This is a genomic window from Leptospira jelokensis (assembly GCF_004769635.1).
Taxonomy (GTDB): Bacteria; Spirochaetota; Leptospiria; order Leptospirales; family Leptospiraceae; genus Leptospira_A; species Leptospira_A jelokensis.
The window spans coordinates 123555-146747 of record NZ_RQGH01000009.1 but is presented as its reverse complement, the minus strand read 5'-3'; the positions used below and the strand labels follow the sequence as shown (position 1 = coordinate 146747).

27 protein-coding genes are annotated in these 23193 nt (G+C 40.3%); 26 read left to right on the top strand and 1 reads right to left on the bottom strand.

The genetic code is table 11. The features are described from left to right. The first annotated feature begins 69 nt into the window (after positions 1-69). Entirely contained in the window at positions 70-741 is a 672-nt protein-coding gene (locus EHQ62_RS03795) for an LIC11631 family protein (protein ID WP_135640904.1), read from the top strand. On the opposite strand, the gene EHQ62_RS03790 is transcribed toward EHQ62_RS03795, so the two are convergent. Next, positions 725-1276: an LON peptidase substrate-binding domain-containing protein gene (locus tag EHQ62_RS03790; RefSeq protein WP_244241628.1), complete on the bottom strand. Its 552-nt coding sequence runs from the start codon at positions 1274-1276 to the stop codon at positions 725-727. The genes EHQ62_RS03795 and EHQ62_RS03790 overlap by 17 nt on opposite strands. A gap of 111 nt (positions 1277-1387) precedes the next feature. Here EHQ62_RS03790 and rfaE1 point away from each other — a divergent pair, with 111 nt between their 5' ends. The 25 genes from rfaE1 to EHQ62_RS03660 all read left to right on the top strand — a co-directional run bounded on the left by rfaE1 (position 1388) and on the right by EHQ62_RS03660 (position 23190). Continuing rightward, entirely contained in the window at positions 1388-2407 is a 1020-nt protein-coding gene (gene rfaE1, locus EHQ62_RS03780) for a D-glycero-beta-D-manno-heptose-7-phosphate kinase (protein WP_425269519.1), read from the top strand. Further along, positions 2404-2892 (top strand): D-glycero-beta-D-manno-heptose 1-phosphate adenylyltransferase, encoded by a 489-nt coding sequence (gene rfaE2, locus EHQ62_RS03775; RefSeq protein ID WP_135640901.1) that lies wholly within the window; start codon positions 2404-2406, stop codon positions 2890-2892. The genes rfaE1 and rfaE2 overlap by 4 nt, the downstream gene beginning before the upstream one ends. A 63-nt stretch (positions 2893-2955) precedes the next feature. Further along, the gene (locus EHQ62_RS03770; RefSeq protein ID WP_135640900.1) at positions 2956-4578 is read left to right on the top strand and encodes a CTP synthase; all 1623 of its coding nucleotides are present in this window, start codon (positions 2956-2958) and stop codon (positions 4576-4578) included. A 1-nt stretch (position 4579) separates the two neighbouring features. Then, the gene (gene kdsA, locus EHQ62_RS03765; protein ID WP_135640899.1) at positions 4580-5425 is read left to right on the top strand and encodes a 3-deoxy-8-phosphooctulonate synthase; all 846 of its coding nucleotides are present in this window, start codon (positions 4580-4582) and stop codon (positions 5423-5425) included. A gap of 10 nt (positions 5426-5435) precedes the next feature. Continuing rightward, a complete protein-coding gene (gene lptC / locus EHQ62_RS03760; protein ID WP_135640898.1) occupies positions 5436-5981 on the top strand; it encodes an LPS export ABC transporter periplasmic protein LptC in 546 nt (181 codons plus the stop codon). Then, positions 5978-7315 (top strand): LptA/OstA family protein, encoded by a 1338-nt coding sequence (locus EHQ62_RS03755; protein ID WP_135640897.1) that lies wholly within the window; start codon positions 5978-5980, stop codon positions 7313-7315. Before lptC ends, EHQ62_RS03755 begins: the two co-directional genes overlap by 4 nt. A 52-nt stretch (positions 7316-7367) precedes the next feature. Further along, positions 7368-8075: an LPS export ABC transporter ATP-binding protein gene (gene lptB, locus EHQ62_RS03750; protein WP_135640992.1), complete on the top strand. Its 708-nt coding sequence runs from the start codon at positions 7368-7370 to the stop codon at positions 8073-8075. Next, positions 8076-9497, top strand: coding sequence for an RNA polymerase factor sigma-54 (gene rpoN, locus EHQ62_RS03745; protein ID WP_135640896.1), 1422 nt, complete (start codon positions 8076-8078; stop codon positions 9495-9497). A gap of 3 nt (positions 9498-9500) precedes the next feature. Beyond that, positions 9501-10469, top strand: a complete 969-nt coding sequence (hprK, locus tag EHQ62_RS03740) for an HPr(Ser) kinase/phosphatase (RefSeq protein ID WP_135640895.1) — start codon at positions 9501-9503, stop codon at positions 10467-10469. Then, on the top strand, positions 10444-10719 hold the full coding sequence (locus EHQ62_RS03735; RefSeq protein WP_135640894.1) for an HPr family phosphocarrier protein: 276 nt from the start codon (positions 10444-10446) through the stop codon (positions 10717-10719). The genes hprK and EHQ62_RS03735 overlap by 26 nt, the downstream gene beginning before the upstream one ends. Beyond that, positions 10709-12532: an LIC_11548 family sensor histidine kinase gene (locus tag EHQ62_RS03730; protein ID WP_135640893.1), complete on the top strand. Its 1824-nt coding sequence runs from the start codon at positions 10709-10711 to the stop codon at positions 12530-12532. Before EHQ62_RS03735 ends, EHQ62_RS03730 begins: the two co-directional genes overlap by 11 nt. Next, positions 12532-13878 (top strand): sigma-54-dependent transcriptional regulator, encoded by a 1347-nt coding sequence (locus tag EHQ62_RS03725; RefSeq protein ID WP_135640892.1) that lies wholly within the window; start codon positions 12532-12534, stop codon positions 13876-13878. The genes EHQ62_RS03730 and EHQ62_RS03725 overlap by 1 nt, the downstream gene beginning before the upstream one ends. A 1-nt stretch (position 13879) precedes the next feature. After that, complete coding sequence (locus tag EHQ62_RS03720; protein ID WP_135640891.1) at positions 13880-14698, top strand: hypothetical protein; 819 nt, start codon at positions 13880-13882, stop codon at positions 14696-14698. A gap of 1 nt (position 14699) precedes the next feature. Then, entirely contained in the window at positions 14700-16652 is a 1953-nt protein-coding gene (gene priA / locus EHQ62_RS03715; protein ID WP_135640890.1) for a replication restart helicase PriA, read from the top strand. A gap of 17 nt (positions 16653-16669) precedes the next feature. Next, positions 16670-17638, top strand: coding sequence for a methionyl-tRNA formyltransferase (gene fmt, locus EHQ62_RS03710; RefSeq protein WP_135640889.1), 969 nt, complete (start codon positions 16670-16672; stop codon positions 17636-17638). After that, on the top strand, positions 17635-18654 hold the full coding sequence (locus EHQ62_RS03705) for a PASTA domain-containing protein (protein ID WP_135640888.1): 1020 nt from the start codon (positions 17635-17637) through the stop codon (positions 18652-18654). Before fmt ends, EHQ62_RS03705 begins: the two co-directional genes overlap by 4 nt. 1 nt (position 18655) lies before the next feature. After that, a complete protein-coding gene (rpe, locus tag EHQ62_RS03700) occupies positions 18656-19318 on the top strand; it encodes a ribulose-phosphate 3-epimerase (RefSeq protein WP_135640887.1) in 663 nt (220 codons plus the stop codon). 47 nt (positions 19319-19365) lie between these two features. Continuing rightward, positions 19366-19623, top strand: coding sequence for a 30S ribosomal protein S16 (gene rpsP, locus EHQ62_RS03695; RefSeq protein WP_135640886.1), 258 nt, complete (start codon positions 19366-19368; stop codon positions 19621-19623). Positions 19624-19632: 9 nt separating this feature from the next. Beyond that, positions 19633-19863 (top strand): KH domain-containing protein, encoded by a 231-nt coding sequence (locus EHQ62_RS03690; RefSeq protein WP_012388646.1) that lies wholly within the window; start codon positions 19633-19635, stop codon positions 19861-19863. A gap of 10 nt (positions 19864-19873) precedes the next feature. Beyond that, positions 19874-20389, top strand: coding sequence for a ribosome maturation factor RimM (gene rimM, locus EHQ62_RS03685; protein WP_135640991.1), 516 nt, complete (start codon positions 19874-19876; stop codon positions 20387-20389). Beyond that, a complete protein-coding gene (trmD, locus tag EHQ62_RS03680) occupies positions 20379-21032 on the top strand; it encodes a tRNA (guanosine(37)-N1)-methyltransferase TrmD (RefSeq protein ID WP_135640885.1) in 654 nt (217 codons plus the stop codon). Before rimM ends, trmD begins: the two co-directional genes overlap by 11 nt. 8 nt (positions 21033-21040) lie before the next feature. After that, a complete protein-coding gene (gene rplS, locus EHQ62_RS03675) occupies positions 21041-21475 on the top strand; it encodes a 50S ribosomal protein L19 (protein ID WP_039927894.1) in 435 nt (144 codons plus the stop codon). Further along, the gene (locus EHQ62_RS03670; RefSeq protein ID WP_208720619.1) at positions 21472-22284 is read left to right on the top strand and encodes a ribonuclease HII; all 813 of its coding nucleotides are present in this window, start codon (positions 21472-21474) and stop codon (positions 22282-22284) included. Before rplS ends, EHQ62_RS03670 begins: the two co-directional genes overlap by 4 nt. Further along, positions 22259-22933 carry a hypothetical protein gene (locus EHQ62_RS03665; RefSeq protein WP_135640883.1) on the top strand — a complete coding sequence of 225 codons (675 nt, stop codon included), beginning with the start codon at positions 22259-22261 and terminating at the stop codon, positions 22931-22933. The genes EHQ62_RS03670 and EHQ62_RS03665 overlap by 26 nt, the downstream gene beginning before the upstream one ends. Further along, positions 22930-23190, top strand: coding sequence for an EscU/YscU/HrcU family type III secretion system export apparatus switch protein (locus EHQ62_RS03660; RefSeq protein ID WP_135640882.1), 261 nt, complete (start codon positions 22930-22932; stop codon positions 23188-23190). The genes EHQ62_RS03665 and EHQ62_RS03660 overlap by 4 nt, the downstream gene beginning before the upstream one ends. The last annotated feature ends 3 nt before the right edge of the window (positions 23191-23193 follow it).

The window sequence follows — 23193 nt, the reverse complement described above, 5'->3', positions numbered from 1 at the left end:
AAACATTCCGCTCCAAACCTGGGGCGGAATTTACTCTTCTCTTTTCCCAAGTCCGTCGATACTTTTAATGTGAATCGTTTAGATGGATCCTTTGTTTCTTCCCAGGCCGGTGTCTTTTATCCATACCAACACCAAGACTTTTATGCCATGGATTCCTTGTTTTTATCTCCTCTGAAAGAAGAGGAAATTTGGGATTTCCAATCCATCACCCAAGTGCAATTGGGATTTCTTGGATTTTTAACACTTCGTGGGTATTTGCGAGAACAATTACAGATGCCTAAAATCAAAGTGCGAGGGCTTTCCAAACACTGGCGTTCCTACCTAGCTAAAGAAAATTTTTTAGGAAATGAAATCCCTTGGGAAACTTTGGATTTCATTCCAAATTTGGTGGGTGAGAAAACAGAATTTGATTCCAGTTTTGGAAAAAAAGGCCATTGGGATGTGGAATTTCATTTTGAAAGAAAGGAAGGGGATACAACCTCACTCTTTTTTGTGGCTACAAACAAACAATCCGAAGGTGATGTGGCGATTAGTGATTTGATGAAAGAATTTTTATTGTATTCGCAAACAAATCATTATTTGGAACGAGCTTATATCCGTAAGGAAAATTCTAGTTATTTATACTTGAATGCAAAGGAGACAAATCCTCGTGTATTTTATAGAGAAAACAATACTGAGTTTCCGGCTTTCCTATTCTTAGTGGCAGAGTTAAAAAACAAATCGATCATTCACCCAAATTAAGACCCATTAACACTTGTTTTAATAGGTCTGCTTTGGTATCTAAATGGGTTGTTTCTAAAATCCTTTGTTTCGTCTTAAAATCAAAGTAGATTAAGGAAGCGATAAAATCTACTGGGTAAGGATGAGATAAAATTTGATTCATTTTAAGAATTAAATCTTCTTCTGCCCCTTCCGCAAGTAATATACGTTTGGTGAGAACAATCAGTTCTTCAATTTTTTCCTTCAGTTCAGTAGGAACATTTTTATTTCGTTCGTGTTCCCTTCTTGAAACCTGCGCGATGTAAAACGGTTCTGTGGAACTGAGACTTACAATTTCTGCTGTTCCAATTCCTTCTAAAATGATATTGGACCTTCCATCAGGCAATGACTCTTTTTGGATGATATGCCCAAACCCAACCACCTCCGGGATGGGAGGCAGTCCATTTCCAGTCCACCCCTTCGGGTAAGGGGCCATTCCCATTTCCCCACCATTTTCCAAACAAAAATCAAGTAACATCCGATACCTTGGCTCAAAGATGTGTAGGGGCAAAAACATACCTGGAAAGAGAAATACATCAGGTAAGGGAAAGAGTGGTAAGGGGAAGGTTGACACAGAGAAAGGTTTTAGATTCCATGTTTAGTTGTAAACCAATTCAAGGAATCGGCTTTGTTGAAAATCAAAAAATCTTCTCTCAAACAATCATTTGCCAAACTGTCAAATACCAAAGTGCTCGTGATCGGGGATTTGATTTTGGATGAATATTTAATTGGTTCGGTGGAGAGGATTTCACCTGAAGCACCAGTACCTGTGGTTTGGGTAAGGGACGAAAAACAAACTTTAGGTGGATCTGGGAATGTAGTCCAAAACCTAACTTCAATCGGTGTGAATGGTATCGTATTTGGAAGGATAGGCGAAGACAAGGCTGGGGAAAATTTGGAAAGGATCTTACTTTCAAATGCAGTGGCCAAAGAGGATTTGGTATTACTCAAATCCAAAACAATTCCCACCATTCTGAAAACAAGGATCATTGCATCCCACCAACAAGTATGCCGTGTGGATCGAGAAGAGATCATACCCCTCACAAAAGAGGAAGAAACTGAAATTATAATCCAACTGAAAGGAAAAATTAAGGATGCTTCTGCCGTCATTTTATCCGACTATGATAAAGGTTACCTCACTCCTTCCCTCATCCAAGCCATCATTGCTGTTTGTAATGCTGAAAAAAAAATAGTCACTGTTGATCCTCAGGTAAGTCATTTTTTCTTATACAAAAATATCCATATCATGACACCAAACCACCATGAGGCGGGAAAAGCTCTTGGGAAAAAATTGGTCACCGATGCTGAAATTGAAAATGCTTGCCGTGAAATTGCAAAAGAGCTCACTCCTGATGCAATGATGATCACTCGTGGGGAAAAGGGTATGTCCATTTACGAAAGGACAACGGATTTGTTTTATCATATCCCTACAGTTGCAAAAGAAGTATTTGATGTGACTGGAGCTGGAGATACGGTGATCACTACCTACACTGCCTTTGTGGCAACAGGTATGAGCATTAAAGAAGCAGCCCTTGTTTCCAATGTGAGTGCTGGCATTGTAGTTGGAAAATTAGGGGCAGCCACTGTCACACAAACTGAAATTGAAGATGCCTTAAAAAATCTAGGGTATTTGGATGAAGAATCATGAGTTTTTATTCTGATCTCCACCATAAAATCATTCCAAACGAAGCCATTGAATCCAAACGAAAGTCACTGGAAGGGAAAAAAATTGTGTTTACCAATGGTTGTTTTGATATCCTCCACCCAGGTCACGTGAGTTATTTGGCCCAGGCTCGGGATTTAGGTGATCTCTTGTGGATTGGAGTCAATTCAGATGCCAGTGTTAGGCGACTGAAAGGGGAATCTAGACCCATCAATTCTTGTGAGGATCGAATGTTTGTCCTTGCCGCTTTGTCTTTTGTAGATTTTGTTTCTAGTTTTACGGAAGACACTCCTTTAGAAATCCTTAAAAAAGTAAAACCTTCCATCCATTCCAAGGGGGGAGACTACCAAGTGGAAACCCTCCCAGAATACCAAATTTTAAAAGAGATGGGAGCGGATATTCAAATTTTACCTTTTGTTTCTGGAAAATCGACTACGAAGATTTTAGAAAAAGCGAAATCTCCCTCCTAAACGTATTGATTTTGGACCCAAATCCCGACAGTCTGTAAAAAACATTCTTTTTTGAGGTCCAGTTTGTCCAAGACCAGATATATATTCATTACCGGTGGTGTTTCTTCTTCTTTGGGGAAAGGGGTCACTGTTGCCGCTCTCGGTTGTTTGCTTGAAGCGAGAGGTTATACCGTCTCTTTACAAAAAATGGATCCTTATATCAACATTGACCCAGGTACGATGAGTCCGTACCAACATGGCGAAGTGTATGTCACCGAAGACGGTGCTGAAACCGATTTGGATTTAGGTTATTACGAACGATTTACCAAATCTAAGTTCTCAAGAAAAAATTCAGTCTCCACTGGGCAAATTTACCATGCCGTGATCGAAAGGGAACGGAAAGGGGATTATTTGGGAAGAACCGTACAGGTTGTTCCACATATCACCAATGAAATTCGCAATCGTATTTATAATTTAACAAGGGACCAAGAAACAGATTTTGTCATTGTGGAAATTGGGGGAACGGTTGGTGACATCGAATCCATTCCCTTTTTAGAAGCCATTCGGCAGATGCGTTACGAACATGGTAGTAACCAAGTATTGTTCCTCCACCTAACACTTGTCCCAACGATTACAGCGGCAGGGGAAGCCAAAACAAAACCAACACAACACTCAGTAAAAGAGTTACTTGCACTTGGGATCCAACCTGATGTTTTGATTTGCCGGATCAATAAACCAATGTCAAAAGAGATGAAAAATAAAATTTCACTTTTTTGTAACGTGAAAGAACAAAACGTAATTTCTGCCGTCGACATCACAACTTCCATTTATGAAATTCCTCTGATGTACAGAGAAGATAAATTGGATGAAGTAGTTTTAAATGCCCTTGGAATGGACTTACGAAAACTCAATTTTTCCCAATGGGAAAATATGGTTAAAAAAATTCGTAATACGAAAAAGACCGTAAAAGTTGCGTTAATTGGAAAATACATCTCCTTACAAGATGCTTACCGATCCGTTTACGAATCCTTAGCACATGGTGGAATTGCCAATGATGTTGAAGTGGATGTGATCAAAATCAATCCAGAAGACATTGATTCTAAAAATATCAAAGAACACTTAAAAGGGGTTCATGGGGTATTAGTTCCAGGTGGGTTTGGGGAACGCGGTATCGAAGGTAAAATTGCAGCCATCCAATATGCTAGGACAAAACAAATTCCATTTTTTGGGATTTGTTTGGGGATGCAATGTGCTGTCATTGAATTTGCACGCCATGTATTAGGATTCAAAGATGCCAATTCCACTGAATTCAAACCGAATGTAGAATACCCCGTGATTTCCATGATCGAAGAACAAAAGGAAATCGAACGAATGGGTGGGACGATGCGACTTGGTGCCTATCCTTGTGTGGTAAAGAAAGGAACACTCGCACATGCGGAATACAAAGCGGATCGGATTTCAGAACGCCACAGGCACCGTTTTGAATTCACATTACGTTTCAAAGATGATTTTGAGAAAAAAGGAATGAATTTATCTGGATTTTCACCTGATGGAAGTTTGGTGGAGATCGTAGAAATTCCAAACCATCCTTGGTTTATGGGTGTACAGTTCCATCCAGAATTCCAATCCAAACCAACAGACCCACACCCACTCTTTGCTGGTTTTATCAAAGCCGCTTCGAAACTTGCTAAAAAATCGGAGGATTAAGATGTACGATTTAATTGAAGAAAGAGATTTTTTTGGAAAAAAAATTGGAGGTCGAAATCCTTTTTTTCTCATTTCCGGACCTTGTGTGATGGAGAACAAAGACTTACTCGACAGGGTTTGTGGTGAGATGAAGGCCATTTGTGATGAGTTAGGGATTGTGTATATTTTTAAGTCTAGCTTTGACAAAGCTAACAGGTCTTCCATCAATTCCTACCGTGGTCCTGGTTTGGAGGAAGGTAGGAAATTGCTTGATTTTATCAAAAACAAATACAATGTCCCAGTGCTCACGGACATCCACGAAACCATCCAAGTTGATCCTTTAAAAGATACAGTAGATATTTTCCAAATCCCAGCCTTCCTTAGCCGCCAAACGGACTTAATCGCAAAGGCTGCTGAAACGGGAAAGTGGGTGAATGTAAAAAAAGGCCAATTTATGGCTCCTGATGACACAAGGCATATCAAAACCAAAATCCAAGAATCTGGTTCGGAAAAATACATGGTCACAGAGCGTGGGGCTAGTTTCGGTTATGGGAATCTGGTGTTTGACCTGCGGGGCATTCCGATGATGCACAAACATGGGATCCCAATTGTCTTTGATGGAACACATTCTGCCCAACTTCCAGGTGCTGCAGGGAACATAACAGGTGGACTACGAGAGTTTATCCCTCATATGATGCGTGGTGCTGTTTCCGTTGGTGTGGAAGGTCTTTTTATGGAAGTCCATCCTGACCCTGAAAAAGCATTATCTGATGCAACGACTCAATTTCCGTTGGCCAAAGCGAAAACTCTTCTGACCCAACTTTTGGAGTTAGACCGTTTGGTGAAAACCAAGTTCCTCGAGGTTTGATCCACATCCAATGAAAACGAAGGGTTGGACATTGTGTTTGCTTTTGGTATTGGCCACTTGTAAAGACAAAGAATACCTTCGCATTGAAGTTGAAAAAGAATCTGGGTCGATGGTTTCGATGAGAAATTTCAGTCGCTCTTCTTATAAAGATACTGGTGAATTAGAATGGAAATTGAAGGGAGATGAATCTTATATCTTTCCGAAAGAAAACAAAACCATCGTATATGGATTTGCATTCCATCAGTTTGAAAAGGGCAAAGTGACTTCTATGATGACGGGAGATCGCGGTGAAATCAACCACCAAACCAAAACAGTTTTACTCGAAGGAAAAGTTCGTTTGAAAACGAATGATGGAAAATTCATCGAATCAGAATCATTAACTTATAACTTGGATGAAAAAACCTTATCTTCAGAAGCGGATGTTTTGGTTTATTCGGACGGAACCACCATACGAGGCAAAGGACTTCGTGCGGATAAAAGTTTAAATAAATTTACCATCATCCAACCGAAAGCCATTACGGTTGGTGGCACAAACCCACTAAAGGACAAACCATGAAATCCATTGTGGGAATCCTAATTTGTTTCTTTTTTATGGGCAACTTGGTAGCTTCTCCGATTCCCATTTTGTATGGCACTGAAGATTTTTTCAAAAAGGAAGACTCACTTCCTTTCCAAGAAACCAAAAAGGAAAAAAAAGATAAAATTCCGATCATTTGGGGTGGGAGCAGTTTGACCCAAGAAGAACGTTTGGTCAATGGATTCCCGGTAAAAGTTTTTATCTTAGGTGGTGGTGCCTACATCATGCATAAGACCATCAAACTCAGTGCCAGAGAAATTGAAATCATTGGGGAAGAAGCATTAATTGGAAATTTGAAAGGCCAAGTCATTGTAGAAGACTTTCAGAACGGAGTCACACTCACAGCAACTCGTGGCATTTATGATAAAATGGCTGGCACAGTGAGCTTAGAAAATCAACCGGTTTTGACGCAAAAAAAAGACGGGAAGATTGTGAAAATCAAATGCCAATCCATCGTTCGCAATTTGGAAGAAGCCAAAACCACTCTTACAGGAAAGGTTGTGGTGACATCAGATGAATTCCAGGTTTTTGGTGAAGATGCTTTGTTTACCGAAAAAGAAGACCGAATTGATTTAAAAGGAGAACCCTTTTTGTTTTCGGAAAATCGATTTCTCATTGGTCAAACCCTTTCTTATTTTGTGAAACAAGGTAGTATCCAATTGGATGGCGATGCCACCATTTACCAAGTGAGTTATGAAAACAAAAAAGATAAAGAAAGAGATTCGGTCACAAAAGAACGAGTGCTCACTCTCTTTTCTGGTAAAACATTAACCCATTTGAACCAAGGGAAAGAAACCGTAACTTCCATGAAAGGTGATGCCTATATGTTTCGAAACAATGCAGAGTTCAAAGCTGATCTTTTAGAAAGTAGAAAAAATAACAAAGAAATCAAAGCCACTGGGAATGTGAGTTATTTAGATAAGGAAAATGGATATCGGATGGAAGGAGGAGTCTTATTTTATGATAAAGAGAAAGGTTATTCCTATCTATCAGAAAGTCCTAAAATTGTATTTTTAAACAAAAAAGATTTGGTAGAACGAGGCCAACTGACTTCTGTTTTTATCGAACGATTTGATGAACGTAATGAAACAGTGGCTCGGGGTGACGTGCAAGTGGAAACACAAACGGCAAAAGCCACAGGAGAGTTTGCTACGTATTTTGAAAAAAAAGATGAATTGGTGTTGGAAGGAAATCCAACTCTCGTCAGAGACCAAACGAAAGTTTCTGCAGGGAAAATCATATTATTTCCAAAATCGGACAAAGCCTTGTTAACAGATGGGCTAAAGGTAATCCCGAATGGTGAAAAAAAATAAACCAACTGTAAAGAAGAAGGAAGTCGATGATCCGAATGTCAAAACGTTTCGGATGGAAAACTTAGTAAAAATCTATAACAAACGTAAGGTTGTAGATGGTGTGAGTTTTTATATCAAAAAAGGGGAAATTGTAGGGTTACTCGGCCCAAACGGCGCAGGTAAAACCACTAGTTTTTACATGAGTGTTGGTTTTGTTACCCCTGATGAAGGCCATGTATTCATTGATAATGAAGATTTAACAAAAGCCCCTATGCACATCCGCGCGAGGATGGGAGTGGGATATCTTGCCCAAGAAGCAAGTATTTTCCGAAAGTTAACGGTTGCCGAAAACTTAGAAGCCATTCTCGAAACCATGAATTTACCTGGGGATGAAATCATTCGTAGACGAGATGAACTTTTAATGGAATTACAAATCATGCGAGTGGCAAACCAAAAGGGATATACACTTTCTGGTGGGGAAAGGAGAAGGTGTGAAATTGCAAGAGCTCTTGTGACAAACCCCGACTTTATTTTGTTAGATGAGCCATTCGCTGGTGTTGACCCGATTGCCGTCAAGGACATCCAAAACGTAATCCAATCCTTAAAGGAAAGAGGGCTTGGGATTTTAATCACTGACCATAACGTAAGGGAAACTTTAAAAATTACGGACCGCGCCTATATTATGTATAGCGGCCGGATTTTGATTTCGGGTACGGCGGATGATTTGATCAATGACCCGGAAACTAGAAGAATTTATTTAGGTGAGGATTTTAAACTTTAAATGAAACTCGGGGCTTCAGTTTCTTTACGCCAAACGCAAAAACTGGTAATGACCCAGGACTTACGTCAGTCCATAGAACTTTTGTCTCTTTCTACTTTGGAACTTTCCGATAAAATCCAAAACGAATTATTGGAAAATCCACTTCTCGATGAAGTGGGTGTGGATGAAAAATCCAAAATGCCTGAACTTTTTTCCATCGATGAAGTAAAACGATTGGAAAAACTCAATCATGAAAAAAGTACCGATGTCAATTGGCAGGACAGTTACTCCTTGGAAGGCCCAAGGTCGTATGATTCCGAAGCAAGTGATAGAAACCAAAAGTACATTGAGTCCTCAACTCGTGGGGAAACCTTAGAAGAACACCTACTAAACCAATTGCGACTGATCAAACTCACAAAGTTAGAATTTGAAATTGGGGAAGTTCTCATCAGTATGATTGATGAGAAAGGATTTATCACAGACGATTTTTCACAAGTTTCGAAAGAAATGGGATACCCGGAACCAAAACTTAGGCGTGTTTTACAAGTGATCAATGAACTCGATCCTATTGGGATTGGTGCAAGAGACATGCAAGAAACTTTACTCATCCAAGGTAGGATTTTATTTCCCGATAATATCGTATTGCACAAGTTAATTGGTGAGTTCCTTTCAGACTTAGAAAAAGTAGATTATAAAAAAATTGCTAAAAATTTAAAAATAACAGAAGAAGAAATTTTAAACTTAGCAAGGTTGATTAAAAAATTAGAACCATACCCTGCCACAACCTACCAAGGTAGGAAAATAGATTATGTTGTTGCCGATGTGGTAGTCAAGGAAGTTGGAAACGAGTTTAATATTTTCATCAACGATGAATGGTTACCCAAACTCACCATCCAAGAAGAATACAAAGAACTACTTAACCACAAACTGCCTCCAAAAGAAAAGGAATACTTCCAAACCAAATACAGTTCTGCGCAGTGGCTCATCCGTTCCATCCAACAAAGAAGGCAAACCTTACAAAGGGTGGTCAGTTGTATTATCGATTTTCAAGTGGATTTTTTTCGAGGAGGAATCGGTTTTATCAAACCACTGACTCTCAAGGAAGTTGCTGAAAAATTAAGTTTACATGAATCAACCATCTCAAGGATCACAACGAATAAATACATCCAAACAACTTGGGGAATTTTTGAACTAAAATGGTTTTTTTCCTCTGGTGTGAAATCAGCCGAGGGTGGCAAAGAAAGTTCTAAAAAAATCCATGAGATCATTCGGAATTTGGTCAAAGAAGAAGATGAAAACAATCCTCTCTCAGACCAAGACATTGTGGAGCTCATGGAGAAAAAAGGTATTGAAATTGCCCGTAGAACAGTGGCAAAATACCGAAAGGTTTTACGAATCCTTCCATCCAACGAACGAAAACGAATGAGTTCACTTAAGGGGTAACGAATGCCAGTTCCGGGAATCACAGTGGAGACCATCCTCCGAGACCATGACGATTTACAACTGGTGTTAGTCACGGGAGAAGTGGGACTTTCCAACCGAATCAATAGCGCGGAAATCAATCGCCCTGGACTTTCTCTCACTGGGTTTTTTGATTTTTTTGCCAATGACAGGATCCAAATTTTAGGCAAAGGAGAATGGGCTTACCTCAATTCATTATCCGAACTCAAATTACGAGAGATTACAGACAAGTTTTTTGAATTCCACCTCAATTGTATCATTTATACCCATGGGAATGAACCACAAATTCCGTTTGTGGAACGTGCGAAAGAAAAAGGGATCCCCTTATTCAAAACTGAAATTGCCACACATAGGTTCATCACCCTCATCTCACAAATTTTAGATCGAGCGCTTGCTCCAAGGACGATGCGCCATGGAGTCCTCATTGAAGTATTTGGAATTGGTACTTTACTCACTGGTAGGTCTGGTGTGGGGAAAAGTGAAACGGCTTTAGAGCTGATCGAACGTGGCCATCGTCTTGTTGCTGATGATATGGTGGAGATCAGGCGCCTAAGTGAAAGTTATTTGATTGGATCTTGTTCTGATTTACTCCGCCATCATATGGAAATTCGGGGACTTGGAATCCTCAACATCAAAGATTTGTTTGGTGTTGGTTCAGTACGGGATCATAAACTGATTGAACTCATCATCAACTTAAAAGAATGGGAAGAACAAACTTCTGGAGATTATGAGCGGACCGGCATCGAACAAAGTATGGAAGAAATCTTAGGTGTTTCTGTTCCTTATATCGAAATACCGGTTAAACCTGGAAGGAACATTCCCATCATCGTGGAAACAGCAGCCATGAACCAAAGGTTACGGAAGATGGGAAAAAATAGCGCAAAAGAATTTTCCAATAAACTCAATACCTATATCCAGCAGAGCACCATTGAAACAAATCCAATTAAAGATTAGAGAAGATAGTACGGGACTGCATGCAAGGCCTGCTTCTTTATTTGTAAAAGTAGCAGCCAGTTTCCCTTGTGAAATTTTCGTAAAAAAAGATGATATTGAAGTGAATGGTAAATCCATTATGGGTCTTATGATGTTAGCCTTAGGACCTGGAACTGTATTTTCTGTGATTGCCGATGGGAAAAATGAGGAGGAGGCTCTACACGCATTAGAAACTCTAGTGGTTCAAAACTTTGAAACGAATGCCAAGTAGACTATTACGTTTATTTCCCAACTTATCTGATGAAAATCGATACTACTTACGTGATATTTTTATTTTTTTCCTCACTTTAGCCGTTTCCATTGGGTTTTCCGAACTTGTTTTTTTTAGAGAAGAAGAGGACATTTCCTTTTATTCGAAATTAGACACTTATGTTTTCATCCTCATTCCCTTTTTCATTTTATCTTTAATTTTAAGTTATATCTATCGCAATCGAAGGAACCGAGAAACAGGTAAAATCCGAAGTTCGATTCGTTATCGTTTAACACTTGCGTTTCTTTTTGTTGCCCTTGTTCCTTCTTTGCCAATCTTCATTTTGTCCTCTAACTTAACAGGAAGGTTGATTGAAGGATTTTACCAAGTTGATATTTCCAATGCTCTTCGGTCTGCAAATCATTTTATCGATTCGATCGAAAAAGAAAACGAAACTTCATTTTTGGAAATTGTAAAAAAATTTCGATCCTTAATACTTAAGGATAACTCAGATAGTGTTTCCATATTCCAACAAGGAATCAAAAGCGGTCTTTTTGAAAAAAATGAATTTTATTTGGCTTACATAGAAAAAGACAAAGTTCAATTTGAATCAAAAAATTTGTATCGGTATTTTTCCGTTTTAGAATTTACAGAGACCAAAGAAAATGGAATTTATTTGAGTCGGTACTATTCATCAGACAAATCATATCTTGTGGCTCAGTTTTCCATAAACAAAGAAGAGTCAGTGATCGTTGCCCAAAGAATCCACCGTGGTTTGGAATCAGATGTTTTTAATATCATCAACGCAACATCCACCTATGAAAAAGTTAGTTTGTGGAAAGAAAAAATTCCTTTTAGTGTGCGCATTACAATTGCTAGTTTTTCGTTTTCCATGTTTCTCATCGCTATCCTTTTTTCTTTTTTGTTTGCAAGGCGAATTTCAAAACCGATCATCAATTTGGCAAATGCCACAAAAAAAGTTTCACTTGGGGAATCTGACATCCGTTTGGAAAAAACGGAAGAAGGGGAAATGGGAATTCTCATTGATAGTTTCAATCAGATGGTAAGTGACCTAAAAGCCAAATCGGATGAACTTATGCACACTCAAAGGATTGCAGCTTGGAAAGAAGTGGCCCAAAGAATGGCACACGAAATTAAAAATCCGCTCACCCCCATCCAATTGTCAGCACAAAGGATCCAAAGGAAATTCCAAAATCCCAAAAAAGAAAATTTAGAATCTGTAATTTTTGATGCGACGGAAACCATCATTGGCCAAGTGCGAGTACTTGAACATTTGGTGAAAGAATTTAGCGAATTTGCAAGGATGCCTGTTCCCGTTCTCATCAACCAACATATAAATCCAATTTTAGAAGAAGCGGTGGCACTTTTTCGAGATACTACGGATATTGATTTTGAATTGAAGCTGGCTGAAAATTTGCCAGAGGTTTTTCTCGACAAACGCTTATTTCTTGGTGTTGTGAATAATTTGATTAAAAATGCTGTCGAAGCGATTTTGTCCCAAGATAATACCAAAGAAGAAATGGACATTTTAGGAGTGAGACGTAAAAAAATCCGAGTTATGTCCAAATTACAAAAAAAGGCTCTTCGCAAAAGCATTGTGATTGAAATCGATGATTCTGGTCCTGGGTTAAAAGAGGAATGGAGGGAAAAAATATTTGAGCCATATTTTTCCACCAAGGAAAAACATGGATCTGGGATTGGACTTGCGATTGTGCAAAAAACAATTATTGACCACCATGGACATATTTCCGTAGAAAATTCGAAGTTAGGTGGATGTAAGTTTCGTATCGAACTTCCTTTGGAACTTTCCTAATGCAAAAATTAATTTATATTTTGGATGATGAAAAGGAAATTCGTAAAACGTTACGAGTGATTCTGGAAGATGAAGACTATTCAGTAGAAGATTTTTCTAATGGGAAAACACTTTTAAAGGCTTTGTCGAAAGAAAGGCCATCCCTTGTTTTACTTGATGTTTGGGTCGGAAAGGAGGATGGATTACAAATCCTTTTGGAATGTAAAAAATTATATCCGAGCCTTCCCATCGTGATGATATCAGGACATGGAACCATCGAACTTGCTGTGAATGCAACGAAGAAGGGAGCCGTTGATTTTTTGGAAAAACCTTTATCCATAGAAAAAGTAATCCAAACCATCGAATCTTCCATTGAAAAAACAAAGGACAATGAAATTCCAAACTTCCAATTGGAAGTGGATGAAATTTTAGGTGAATCACCTTCCATCACGAGAGTGAAATTTGCCGTTTACCAAGCCGCAGAAACCAACGCTCGCGTTTTCATTTATGGAGAAAATGGTACAGGAAAAGAGCTAACTGCTAGATCCATCCATCTCAATTCCAAACGAAAATTAGAACCCTATATAGAATTGAATTGTGCATCCTTACCAGAAGAAAGTATGGAACAAGAGTTATTTGGAAGTGAATCACAAACTGAAAACCCAGAGATCAAACCAGGGAAGTGGGAACAAGCTCAAAATGGAACTTTATTTTTGGATGAAGTTTGTGACCTAAGTTTGGCCCTCCAATCAAAAGTATTAAAGGCCATCCTCGACCAAAAAATTGAACGTGTAGGGGGCAAAGACTCAGTCCCTGTCGATGTCAGGATCATTGCGGCGACCAATTCCAATGTAGAAGAAGCAATCCGAGAAGGAAAATTTAGAGAGGATTTATTTTATGCGTTGAACGTGATCCCTCTCGAATTGCCACCGTTACGCGAAAGAAACCAAGACATCCCACTTCTCGTTGAGTATTATCTAAAAAAATCCATCACTGAAAACCATTTACCGAATAAAACCATCGACAGGGAAGGATTGGATGCACTTTCCTCCCATTTTTGGCCTGGCAATGTGAGAGAACTTGCCAATATCATCGAACGATTGAGTATCTTAGTTCCTGGGGAAACCATCAGAGCCAAAGATGTAAAAGAAGCACTCCACGGTTTTAAAAAAGCAAACGAAATGGTGGCCCGTGGAGATTTAAAACATGCAAAGGAAGAATTTGAAAGGCAATACATCATCAAAACCTTACAAATTTGTGAAGGGAATGTCACCCGCACTTCCAAAGCACTTGGGATCGAACGAACTCATTTGTACAGAAAGTTACGTTCCCTCAATATTTCCGTTGATCAATTAACAGAAGGTTGATATGAACCAAAAAACAATTTTAGAAAATTTTACCGATATTTTAAAAGAAACTAAATTTCTCATTCAAAACCAAACTTTGTCAGTGTTTCGCTTCCAAGAGGAAACAGATCCCAATGATTTTGTTTTCCCTTGGAAATCCAAAGTTCCAGAATCATTGGAAATTCAGAAAAAACAACAAAAGGAAAGCCAACGTAAAAATAGGGACCTGATCAATTTTTCGTGTACACTCTGCCAAGGGAAACTAAGTGGAGTGAGGCAATTTTTACACAAAGGAAGAAAACCAATTTTGGTATTACATTATTCAGGTGCAACCACTGCCAAAGAAAAACCGTTTACGAAAACACGTCCCAATCAAATTTTTAAAGACAAGTTAACAGAGGTAAGTTGGGATGGGATCATTCGGAAGGTATTTGGATTTTCTTATGAAGAGTTTTTTTATGAGGAATACCCAGCCTGTACATTCTCACATACAGATTCCAAAGAAACAGATTGGAAACAACGGTTAGAATCTTGTAAAGTTCACGTAAAGGAAACAGTGGAAGAGTTTGGAATCAAAGCCATTGTCATCCTTGGTTCCTCTGCAAGGTTATTATTTGGGCCAGAGAAAGCAAAAGAACAATTGGGTAAAGTAGAAGAATGGGATTTAGATGGTGTAAAAATTCCTATGCTCACCACAAGATCCCCTGAGGCACTTGTATTCCTCGGCGAAAAAGCAAAAAAAGCCGATTCAGAAACGAACCTCTTCCAATATGGAAAGGAAAAACAAGATTTAGAAGAAAGTTTCATTTCACATTTATCCATTTTAAAACCGTATTTATAAGATGATCCAATATGCGGAAGTAGCCCTCAACGTATCGTGGGAAAGTAAAACCTTAACGTATGAAGTGCCAGTTGGCATGGATTCCATAACACCAGGAATACGCGTTCTTGTTCCCTTAAATGGGAAAGAATGGGATGGAGTGGTCATCGGAATCCACCAAAATGAACCGAGTTATAAAACCCAAACCATTCTCAAACAAATTGATATCGAACCTGTTTTAACGCATGAACAATTGGAACTTGCCCATTGGATGTCAGAACATTACCTTTCTTCCCTCGGGGAAGCTTTGTTCCTTATGGTGCCAAAAGGGAAAAAGAGAAAACTAAAAGAAACGAATGATGTGAAAGTCCAGTCTCACTTGTTACATCCGTTAAATGATTTGCAACAAAAAGCATTTGATGAAATCAAAACAAATAATATTTCAAATACACATTTGTTATATGGGATCACAGGCAGTGGGAAAACAGAAATCTACCTCCATCTTATGCGAGACATTTTGCAATCTCCAAAAGGAAGTGTGATTTTTTTAGTTCCAGAGATTTCACTCACTTACCCAACGATCACTCGGATCGAGGCCATATTTCCAAACCAAGTAGCAGTTTTGCATTCGCATTTACGAATCTCTGAAAAGTTTCAAAACTATTTGGATTTAAAAGAAGGGAAAAAAAGAATCTGTATTGGAACAAGGTCTGCAATCTTTGCCCCACTCTCGGATGTGAAACTTGTCATCATGGATGAAGAACATGATGGTTCTTATAAAGAAAATGGTGCTCCTCGTTACCATGCTCGTCAAGTAGCCTTACAAAGAATCTTAAAAACAAATGGAAAGTTACTTCTCGGTTCGGCAACTCCTAGTGTGGAATTGTATTACTTGGCAATGTCAGGACAAATTGGTTTCTCCAAATTGGAAAAAAGGGCCAATCCAAAAGCAAAATTACCAACAGTGGAGATGTCAGACAAACAAGATGACAAACAACTCATCTCCGGTGATTTACAATTTAAAATTTCCGACCGGTTGAAAAAAAAAGAACAAATCATTTTACTCCTCAACCGAAGGGGATACAATCCCTTTATTTTTTCTACACATACAAAGGAATTTGTACATTGTCCAAAATGTACAGCGACTCTTTGTTACCATTCAGACCAAACTGTTAGGTGCCATTTATGCGGTTATAAATCCAGTTTTCGAAATCTAAAACAAATGTTTGGTGATGATTTGGATCTTTTTGGTGTTGGTACCCAAAAACTAGAAGAGTATTTATTATCACACTTCCCACAAGCAAAAATTGAACGCCTCGACCAAGATAGTTCCAAAAATAAAGATGTCACGAGACTTGTTTTGGAAAAATTAGGGGAAGGGGAACTTGATATCCTCACAGGTACCCAGATGATCGCAAAAGGCCTCGATTATGCCAATGTGACCCTTGTCGGAATTCTTAACGCCAACCACGGGTTAGGTGTTCCTGATTTTCGCAGTAGTGAAAGGACCTATGCCCTTGTCTCGCAGGTGGCAGGTCGAGCGGGTCGTGGGGAAAAACCAGGGGAAGTCATCATCCAGTCAAATGACCCAGAACACCCAGTCCTAAAGATGGCCAAGGAACAAAATTACCCTGCTTTTTTTGAATGGGAATTACAATTCCGTAAGGATCTATTTTACCCACCCTTTGCAAGACTGGCAAGGCTTGTGTTTCGTTCCAAATATGAAGAAGTGGCAAATAAACAATCCGTTGTTTATGGAGAACTGATCAAGGAACTAAAAGATGATTCCATTGTGATGCTTGGCCCAAGCCAATGCCCTTTTTATAAAATCGATAATAATTTTCGGTATCATATATTACTCAAAGCAAAATCGATTGCAACCCTCCGTAACCTCTTAAAAGAAACAAAACAAAAATTCAAATTGGATTCCAAATGTTACATTGAATATGATTTGGATCCTTTAGAACTTGTATAATTGCGTAAGGAAAAAAAATGAAACTCTCAATTGGATACTTTGGATCCCCTGAACACTCAAAAGAATTATTACAAATGCTCCTAGATGCTGGCATCCAAGTCGATTTTGTTGTGACCAATGTAGACAAACCAGTGGGAAGGAAACAGATCATCACCCCGACTCCAGTGAAAGTTTTGGCAGAAGAAAATAAAATCCCAGTGATCCAATCCGTAAAACTTCGCACAGACTTTGACGCACAAAATTCCATCCTATCATACAAGTCACCAGTGCATGTTGTGTATGCGTATGGTTCGATTGTCCCTGAGAATGTGTTTATGGATCCCAAATGGGGGAGTATCAACCTCCATGGGAGTTTACTTCCCAAATACCGCGGCGCATCCCCCGTCCAAAGTTTTTTACTGAATGGAGACAAAACAACTGGGTTTACCATCCAATACCTTGCAAAGGAAGTGGATTCCGGAGATATCATTTCCCAAAAATCTTGGGAAGTTGGACCCTCTGAAACCACGGGCACACTCCTCCAAACCATTACAAAAGAAGGTGGGAGAGAACTCATCCGCCTCTTAAAAACATTGGAGGAAACGGGGGAAACCTGGAAATCTACTCCGCAAAAGGAAAACGAAGCCACACATTGCCAAAAGATTACGGCAAACCACAGGCCCGTCTTATGGACCAAGTCTGCGACAGAGATCCACAACCAAATCAGAGCCCTTTACCCAGACCCACTTGCCACGACGGAATTTCGGGGGAAAAAAATGATTTTGATCTCCTCGTATCTAGTGAGCCCATCAGAAGAGACGATTCCTCTTCCTGCAGAAACAAAACCAGGTTCCTTTTTTCTGCACCAGAAAAAAAGGCTTTTCTGCCTCTGTGGAGACGGAAACCTGCTTGGTATAGAGTCCCTACAACCCGAAGGGAAAAAACCCATGAAGGGATTTGAATTTTTTAATGGGGCGCGGGTTTTGACCGGAGAATCATTTACGTGAAAGAAAAGTTTCTTAAAATTTTACCTTACAGTGGTTATGTTCTATTTGTATCCTTAGGACTTTTGGTTTTTTTTGTGGCTGCCTTCCTTGTGGTTGTTGTTCGGACAAAAGAAGAGCAAAAAGTCATGATGCCCTATGTGATTGGTAAAAATTACATTGAAGTGCATAACGAACTCCAACGTTTGCAACTCAAAGTCCGATTGGAATCAGAAAGAATCCCTGAAAAAACAGATGGGATCATCCTAAGCCAATCCATAGATGCTGGAAAAGAAGTGGAAGCTGGATCCAAACTCTATTTAACCGTAAACATTGGGTTTGATCGTGTCACAATCCCTGATGTGAAGGGACAAGACTTAAAACGTGCGAAAGCGATCCTTGAAAAAGTATTATCCGGTGAAGTGTATGTGCCCTTAGAAATTGGTGGGATTACCTACGTGCCTGCCGTGGGCGATGAACCTGCAGATACCATCATCGACCAAATCCCTGCACCTGGCAAAGAAACACATTCCGGCGAAAAGATTTACCTCCTAGTCACAGAAGCTAGTTCTGATAAAAAATCAAACCAAAGTTTGAAAGAGAACAGTGACGAAACAAAACTTGTTGGCATCCCAGTCCCGTTCGCTGTTGATTATTTACAGCGGAAAAAAATTCCTTATTCCATTAAAGAAGCCACCAAACCAGAGTTTCGTTCAGGGCATGGACTTGTTGCTTCCTTTGCATTAAAACCATCAGGTGCTGAAATTGCACCTTATGCTTTAAAACCTTCGGCATCCCTTGTCCATGATTATGAATTTTTAGAATACGAGATTGATGACGATGATGTGTATTCAGCTAAAGTGAGTTATACGAAACCTGGTGAGGGTGTTGAAATTGAAAAAGAAATTTTAACAAGCCAATCACTTAAGGAAGATGAAATCCTGAGGTTAGTGGTCCATCGGTCTACCGATACCAAGGTTACTTTGGTAGGGAAAGAAACAGGTGTTGCCAAAGTTTGGAAATTAAAGGGAACCTATTAAGATGAAAATATCAGCCTCCATCCTTGCAGCCAAACTCACAGGACTTGCCACAGAACTTCCTACATATAAAAAAGAAAGTATCGATCTCATCCATATTGATGTGATGGACGGGAACTTTGTTCCCCAGATTTCCTTTGGAGAAGCCTTTACCAAAGAGGTAAAGTCACACACAGACATCCCACTCGATGTCCACCTAATGGTGAGTAACCCAGAACTGCATGTTCCCAAATACTTTGACTTAAAACCCTATTGCATTACCTTTCATATCGAAACCACGAATTTCTCTGTCCGGCTTGCAGAAGAGATCAAAAAACAAGGGATCAAAGTGGGTGTGTCACTGAACCCGCAAACCCCTCCCGAATCCATCTCTCAAATTTTGCCTTACCTTGATCTGGTTCTCCTAATGACAGTGGACCCAGGGTTTTACGGGCAGTCCTTTGTGAAGTCGGGATTTGAAAAAATCGCTGCCGTTCGTAAACTCACCAAACCGTACAATATCGAACTCGAAGTGGATGGTGGTGTGAACGAATCCAATATGGAAGAACTCGCAAAACTCGGTGTGGACATCACAGTCGTGGGCTCTGGACTCTATAAAACAGGGGATCCAAACGCTCAAGGTAAAAAATTAAAGGAACTTGCTGCAAGTGGCCGAACTCGCTCTTGACAGAACGTCCCTATTTAAAAAACTCGCTAGAAAAGGGGTATTTTTCCTTGGTTAAATTAAGATTACAAAGAACGGGAACAAAAGCAGACCCGCACTATCGCATTGTGGCAGCAGACATTCGCGCTCCACGAGATGGTAAATTCATCGAAGCGATTGGACACTTTCACCCAACTGCATCCACTGTTAAAAAAGCTACTTTCAACGAAGAAAAAACTCTTTCTTGGTTAAAAAAAGGGGCACAGCCAACTGACACCGTGCTTGCTCTTTTGAAAAAAGACGACGTTTGGTCAAAATTCAAAGGTTAGTCTGTGGATATGGATTCCTTAGTTCGTTATATCGTGACATCTCTCGTTGACCAACCTGACCAGGTGGCTGTCAACCAAGTACCCGGAGAGGAAGAAACTGTGATCGAACTTCGGGTGGCACCTAAAGACCTCGGAAAGGTGATCGGAAAAAACGGAAGGATAGCAAAATCACTCCGTACGGTGTTACAAGCCGCCGGAACCAAACAAGGCAAAAACTATACTTTAGAAATTGTCGACTAAACCAAGTTTAGTGAAAGTGGGGGTCTTTGGATCCTCACATGGAATCAAAGGGTTGATCAAGGTTTTCACGGAAGGGGAAACTCTGAATGCCCTGAAAGCTCCTACCACCTGCACGGTCCAGGACCCTCTCGGAAAAACAGCAAACATCGAAATCGAATCCATTCGCCCGAATGGGAACCATTTTCTTGTGAAAATCAAAGGGTTTGATACACCAGAAACCGTTGTGAAGTACCGCGGTTTTTCTCTGCTTTGGAAAAAAGAAGACCTTCCGAAACCAAACGAGGGGGAAATTTATACCGAAGACTTAATTGGACTCACCATCATTTCCAAGGAAACGAAAGCCTCACATGGTTACCGGGTCACCCAAGTGATCGATAACCCAGCACATCCCATTTTAGAATGCAAACCCATCCAAGGCGAAGGGGAAACGGTGCTCATTCCCTTTCTTAACCAATTTGTCGGCGACTGGGATTTGGAACATCGAACCATCGAATGCATCGAGTGGGAGCAGTGGTTTGCGCTTTAACTTCATCACCCTTTTCCCCGAAAAAATCACTTCTTATTTTGATACCGGAATTCCTGGGAAAGCAGTGAAACAAGGGGTTGTGGAAATCAATCCCATCCACCTACGTGACTTTGCCGATAACAAACACCAAAAAGTAGACGATACCATTTATGGGGGTGGACCAGGCATGCTTTTGCAAGTGGGTCCGATCTACCGAGCCCTCGAATCCCTAGGTGAAAAAAAAGGGAAGGTCATTTTACTCAGTCCTTCGGGTGAACTCTTCAACCAAACCTTGGCTCGTGAAATTTTTGAATCCTCTGATACCTTTACCTTGATTTCTGGGTATTATGAAGGGGTCGATCACCGTGTCACGGAGCATTTAATTGACAGGGAAGTGGCCATTGGAAACTATGTTATTTCATCGGGGGATTTAGCTGCTCTCGTTGTGGCAGATTGCCTATCGCGGTTTGTACCGGGGTTTTTGGGGAAGGAAGAAAGCCTTCTAGAAGAATCACACAACGAAACGGAAGAATTGGAATACCCCCAGTATACAAAACCCTATGATTTTATGGGTTGGACTGTTCCTGACGTGCTCCTCGGTGGACATCATGAAGAGATCCGGAAATGGCGGCAAAAAAACCGCAAAACAAGAAATCATTCTTAGAGGAAGCCATGAATCAGATTCTAGAAACAGCACTCGCAGGCGAAGCAAAGAACGAACTTAATTTCGAAATTGGTGATACTGTAAAAGTTCACTACAAAATCGTTGAATCTGGAAAAGAACGTGTTCAGGTTTACGAAGGTGTTGTGATCTCCATTGCGAACAAATCACAAAGCAAAACGTTCACTGTAAGACGTGTTTCTTACGATATCGGAGTGGAACGAATTTTCCCACTCCACAGCCCACGCATCGCAAAGATTGAACTCGTTCGTAAGGGTTCTGTTAGACGTGCGAAACTTTTTTACTTACGAGATAAAAAAGGAAAAGCGGGACGTATCAAAGAAAGAAAGGGCGGACAAGCAATTGTCGCCAAAGATAAAAAGAGACAGGACGAAGCTTCAAAGGCCGCTAAAGCAGCTGCAGCCACGGAAGCACCTAGCGCATAATTCCTTTCGATCTAACGGCCATCAAACGGCCGTTTTTTCCTGAATTCCAAATCCCCGAATTCGTTTGTTTCTCTTTTGATGAAGCAGGGCGTGGCACACTTGCGGGTCCTGTTGCTATTGGCTGTGTTTCCTTTTCTAGGAAAACTCTTGAAAGGATAAAGGCCGGTGAAATCCTAAAAGGCCTCCGCGATTCCAAAAAAATCCCCGAACCCAAAAGGTTACCCCTTCGCCAAGAAATTCTAGAACTGGCAACTTATTGGCATGTAAGCTTTGTGAGTGCAAAGTTCATCGACAAGTTCAATATCAACCAAGCAATCTTTTATGGCATCAACAGGGCTTTGCCAAAGCACCTAACGAAATTTCGCCCTTCAGGCCTCCAATACTTTCTTGGAACAAATACCTCAAAGCATCCCATAGGAAAGAAAACTAAAAGCAAAGAAACTTCGAATGGAGAGGATTGGCAAAAACCAATCACACATCAGGGAGAAAGGAAACCTTTTCTCTTTTTAGATGGGAATTATAAATTGAAAATCCAAACACCCATTGGCGGATACCTTTCCATTCCCAAAGGAGATGATTTGGTTCCATCGATTTCGGCAGCCTCCATCCTTGCCAAAACCTACCGAGACGAATACATGGAGAGGATGGATGGAAAATACCCTGGGTATGGGTTTGCGAAACATAAGGGGTATGGGACCGAAGAACACCGAGAAGCACTAAGGAAACTTGGAATTTCTCCCATCCATAGGTTGAGTTTTTGTGATTTTCTCCGAAGGGAAGGGAGTGAACCTTCTCTCTTTTCCAATTAATCCCACGGGGAACTCCACAAGCCAACTCATTCGTGTGGTTGGTAAACCATTGGCTTCGGATTCGAAAGGAACGGGACCAGTTGGGTTTTTCGAGAAGGCAAAATTCCAAAACCAAATCATGCCAGTGGGGAGAGAAAAACTCTCTCGAAAGAGAGACCAAATTCTAACGGAGAGGCCAGAAGTCTTTCGCCTCCATTCCCATCCGAAGGCAAAAAAAATTTCCCGTTGGGAGGCGTTTGCCAAACACGTTGCCCATGAAACGCAATCCGCCGACAAATCAACACTGGGAAGTCTTTGGAACTATTTCCTTGGGGAGTCAAAGGCAAGTGATTGCTTTTGCTACCAAAATCATACACACAAAGAAAACCTAACGATGGCCGTGGAACCCAATGAAAACGGTTTTGCTCTTTATGTGTTTTGGAAATCCGAAGGGTTTGGTCCTTATGGAATCATTTTTTATTACGAACCAGAAAAAGAGAATCCGATTCGGATCGAAATTCTGTCCGAGGGCAAAGAAGCCCCTCTTTCACATCCTTCGGATCCCTCCCTCAAACAAATGTTACAGGATTTGATACGGGACTTCCCTCAAATTGGTGGGATTTCTTTTGGAGAGTGGGATGATACGAACTATAACGGGGATTATAGATGAAACAGAAGATGGTGGCTCTTGCCTACAACCCAAACGAACATAAAGCTCCCAAACTAGTGGCAAAAGCAGAAGGAAACCTTGCCAAAAACTTAGTACGAGTCGCAAGTGAGGCAGGTGTTTTCATTGTCAAAGACGAGGTGATGGTGAATGCACTCGCACAACTCCCAAATGGGAAAGAAATTCCAAGAGAATTGTATGAAGTTGTCGCCGCTGTCTTTCGGATTCTCGTTTTGGAACGAGAAAAGAAAAACAATTGAAGT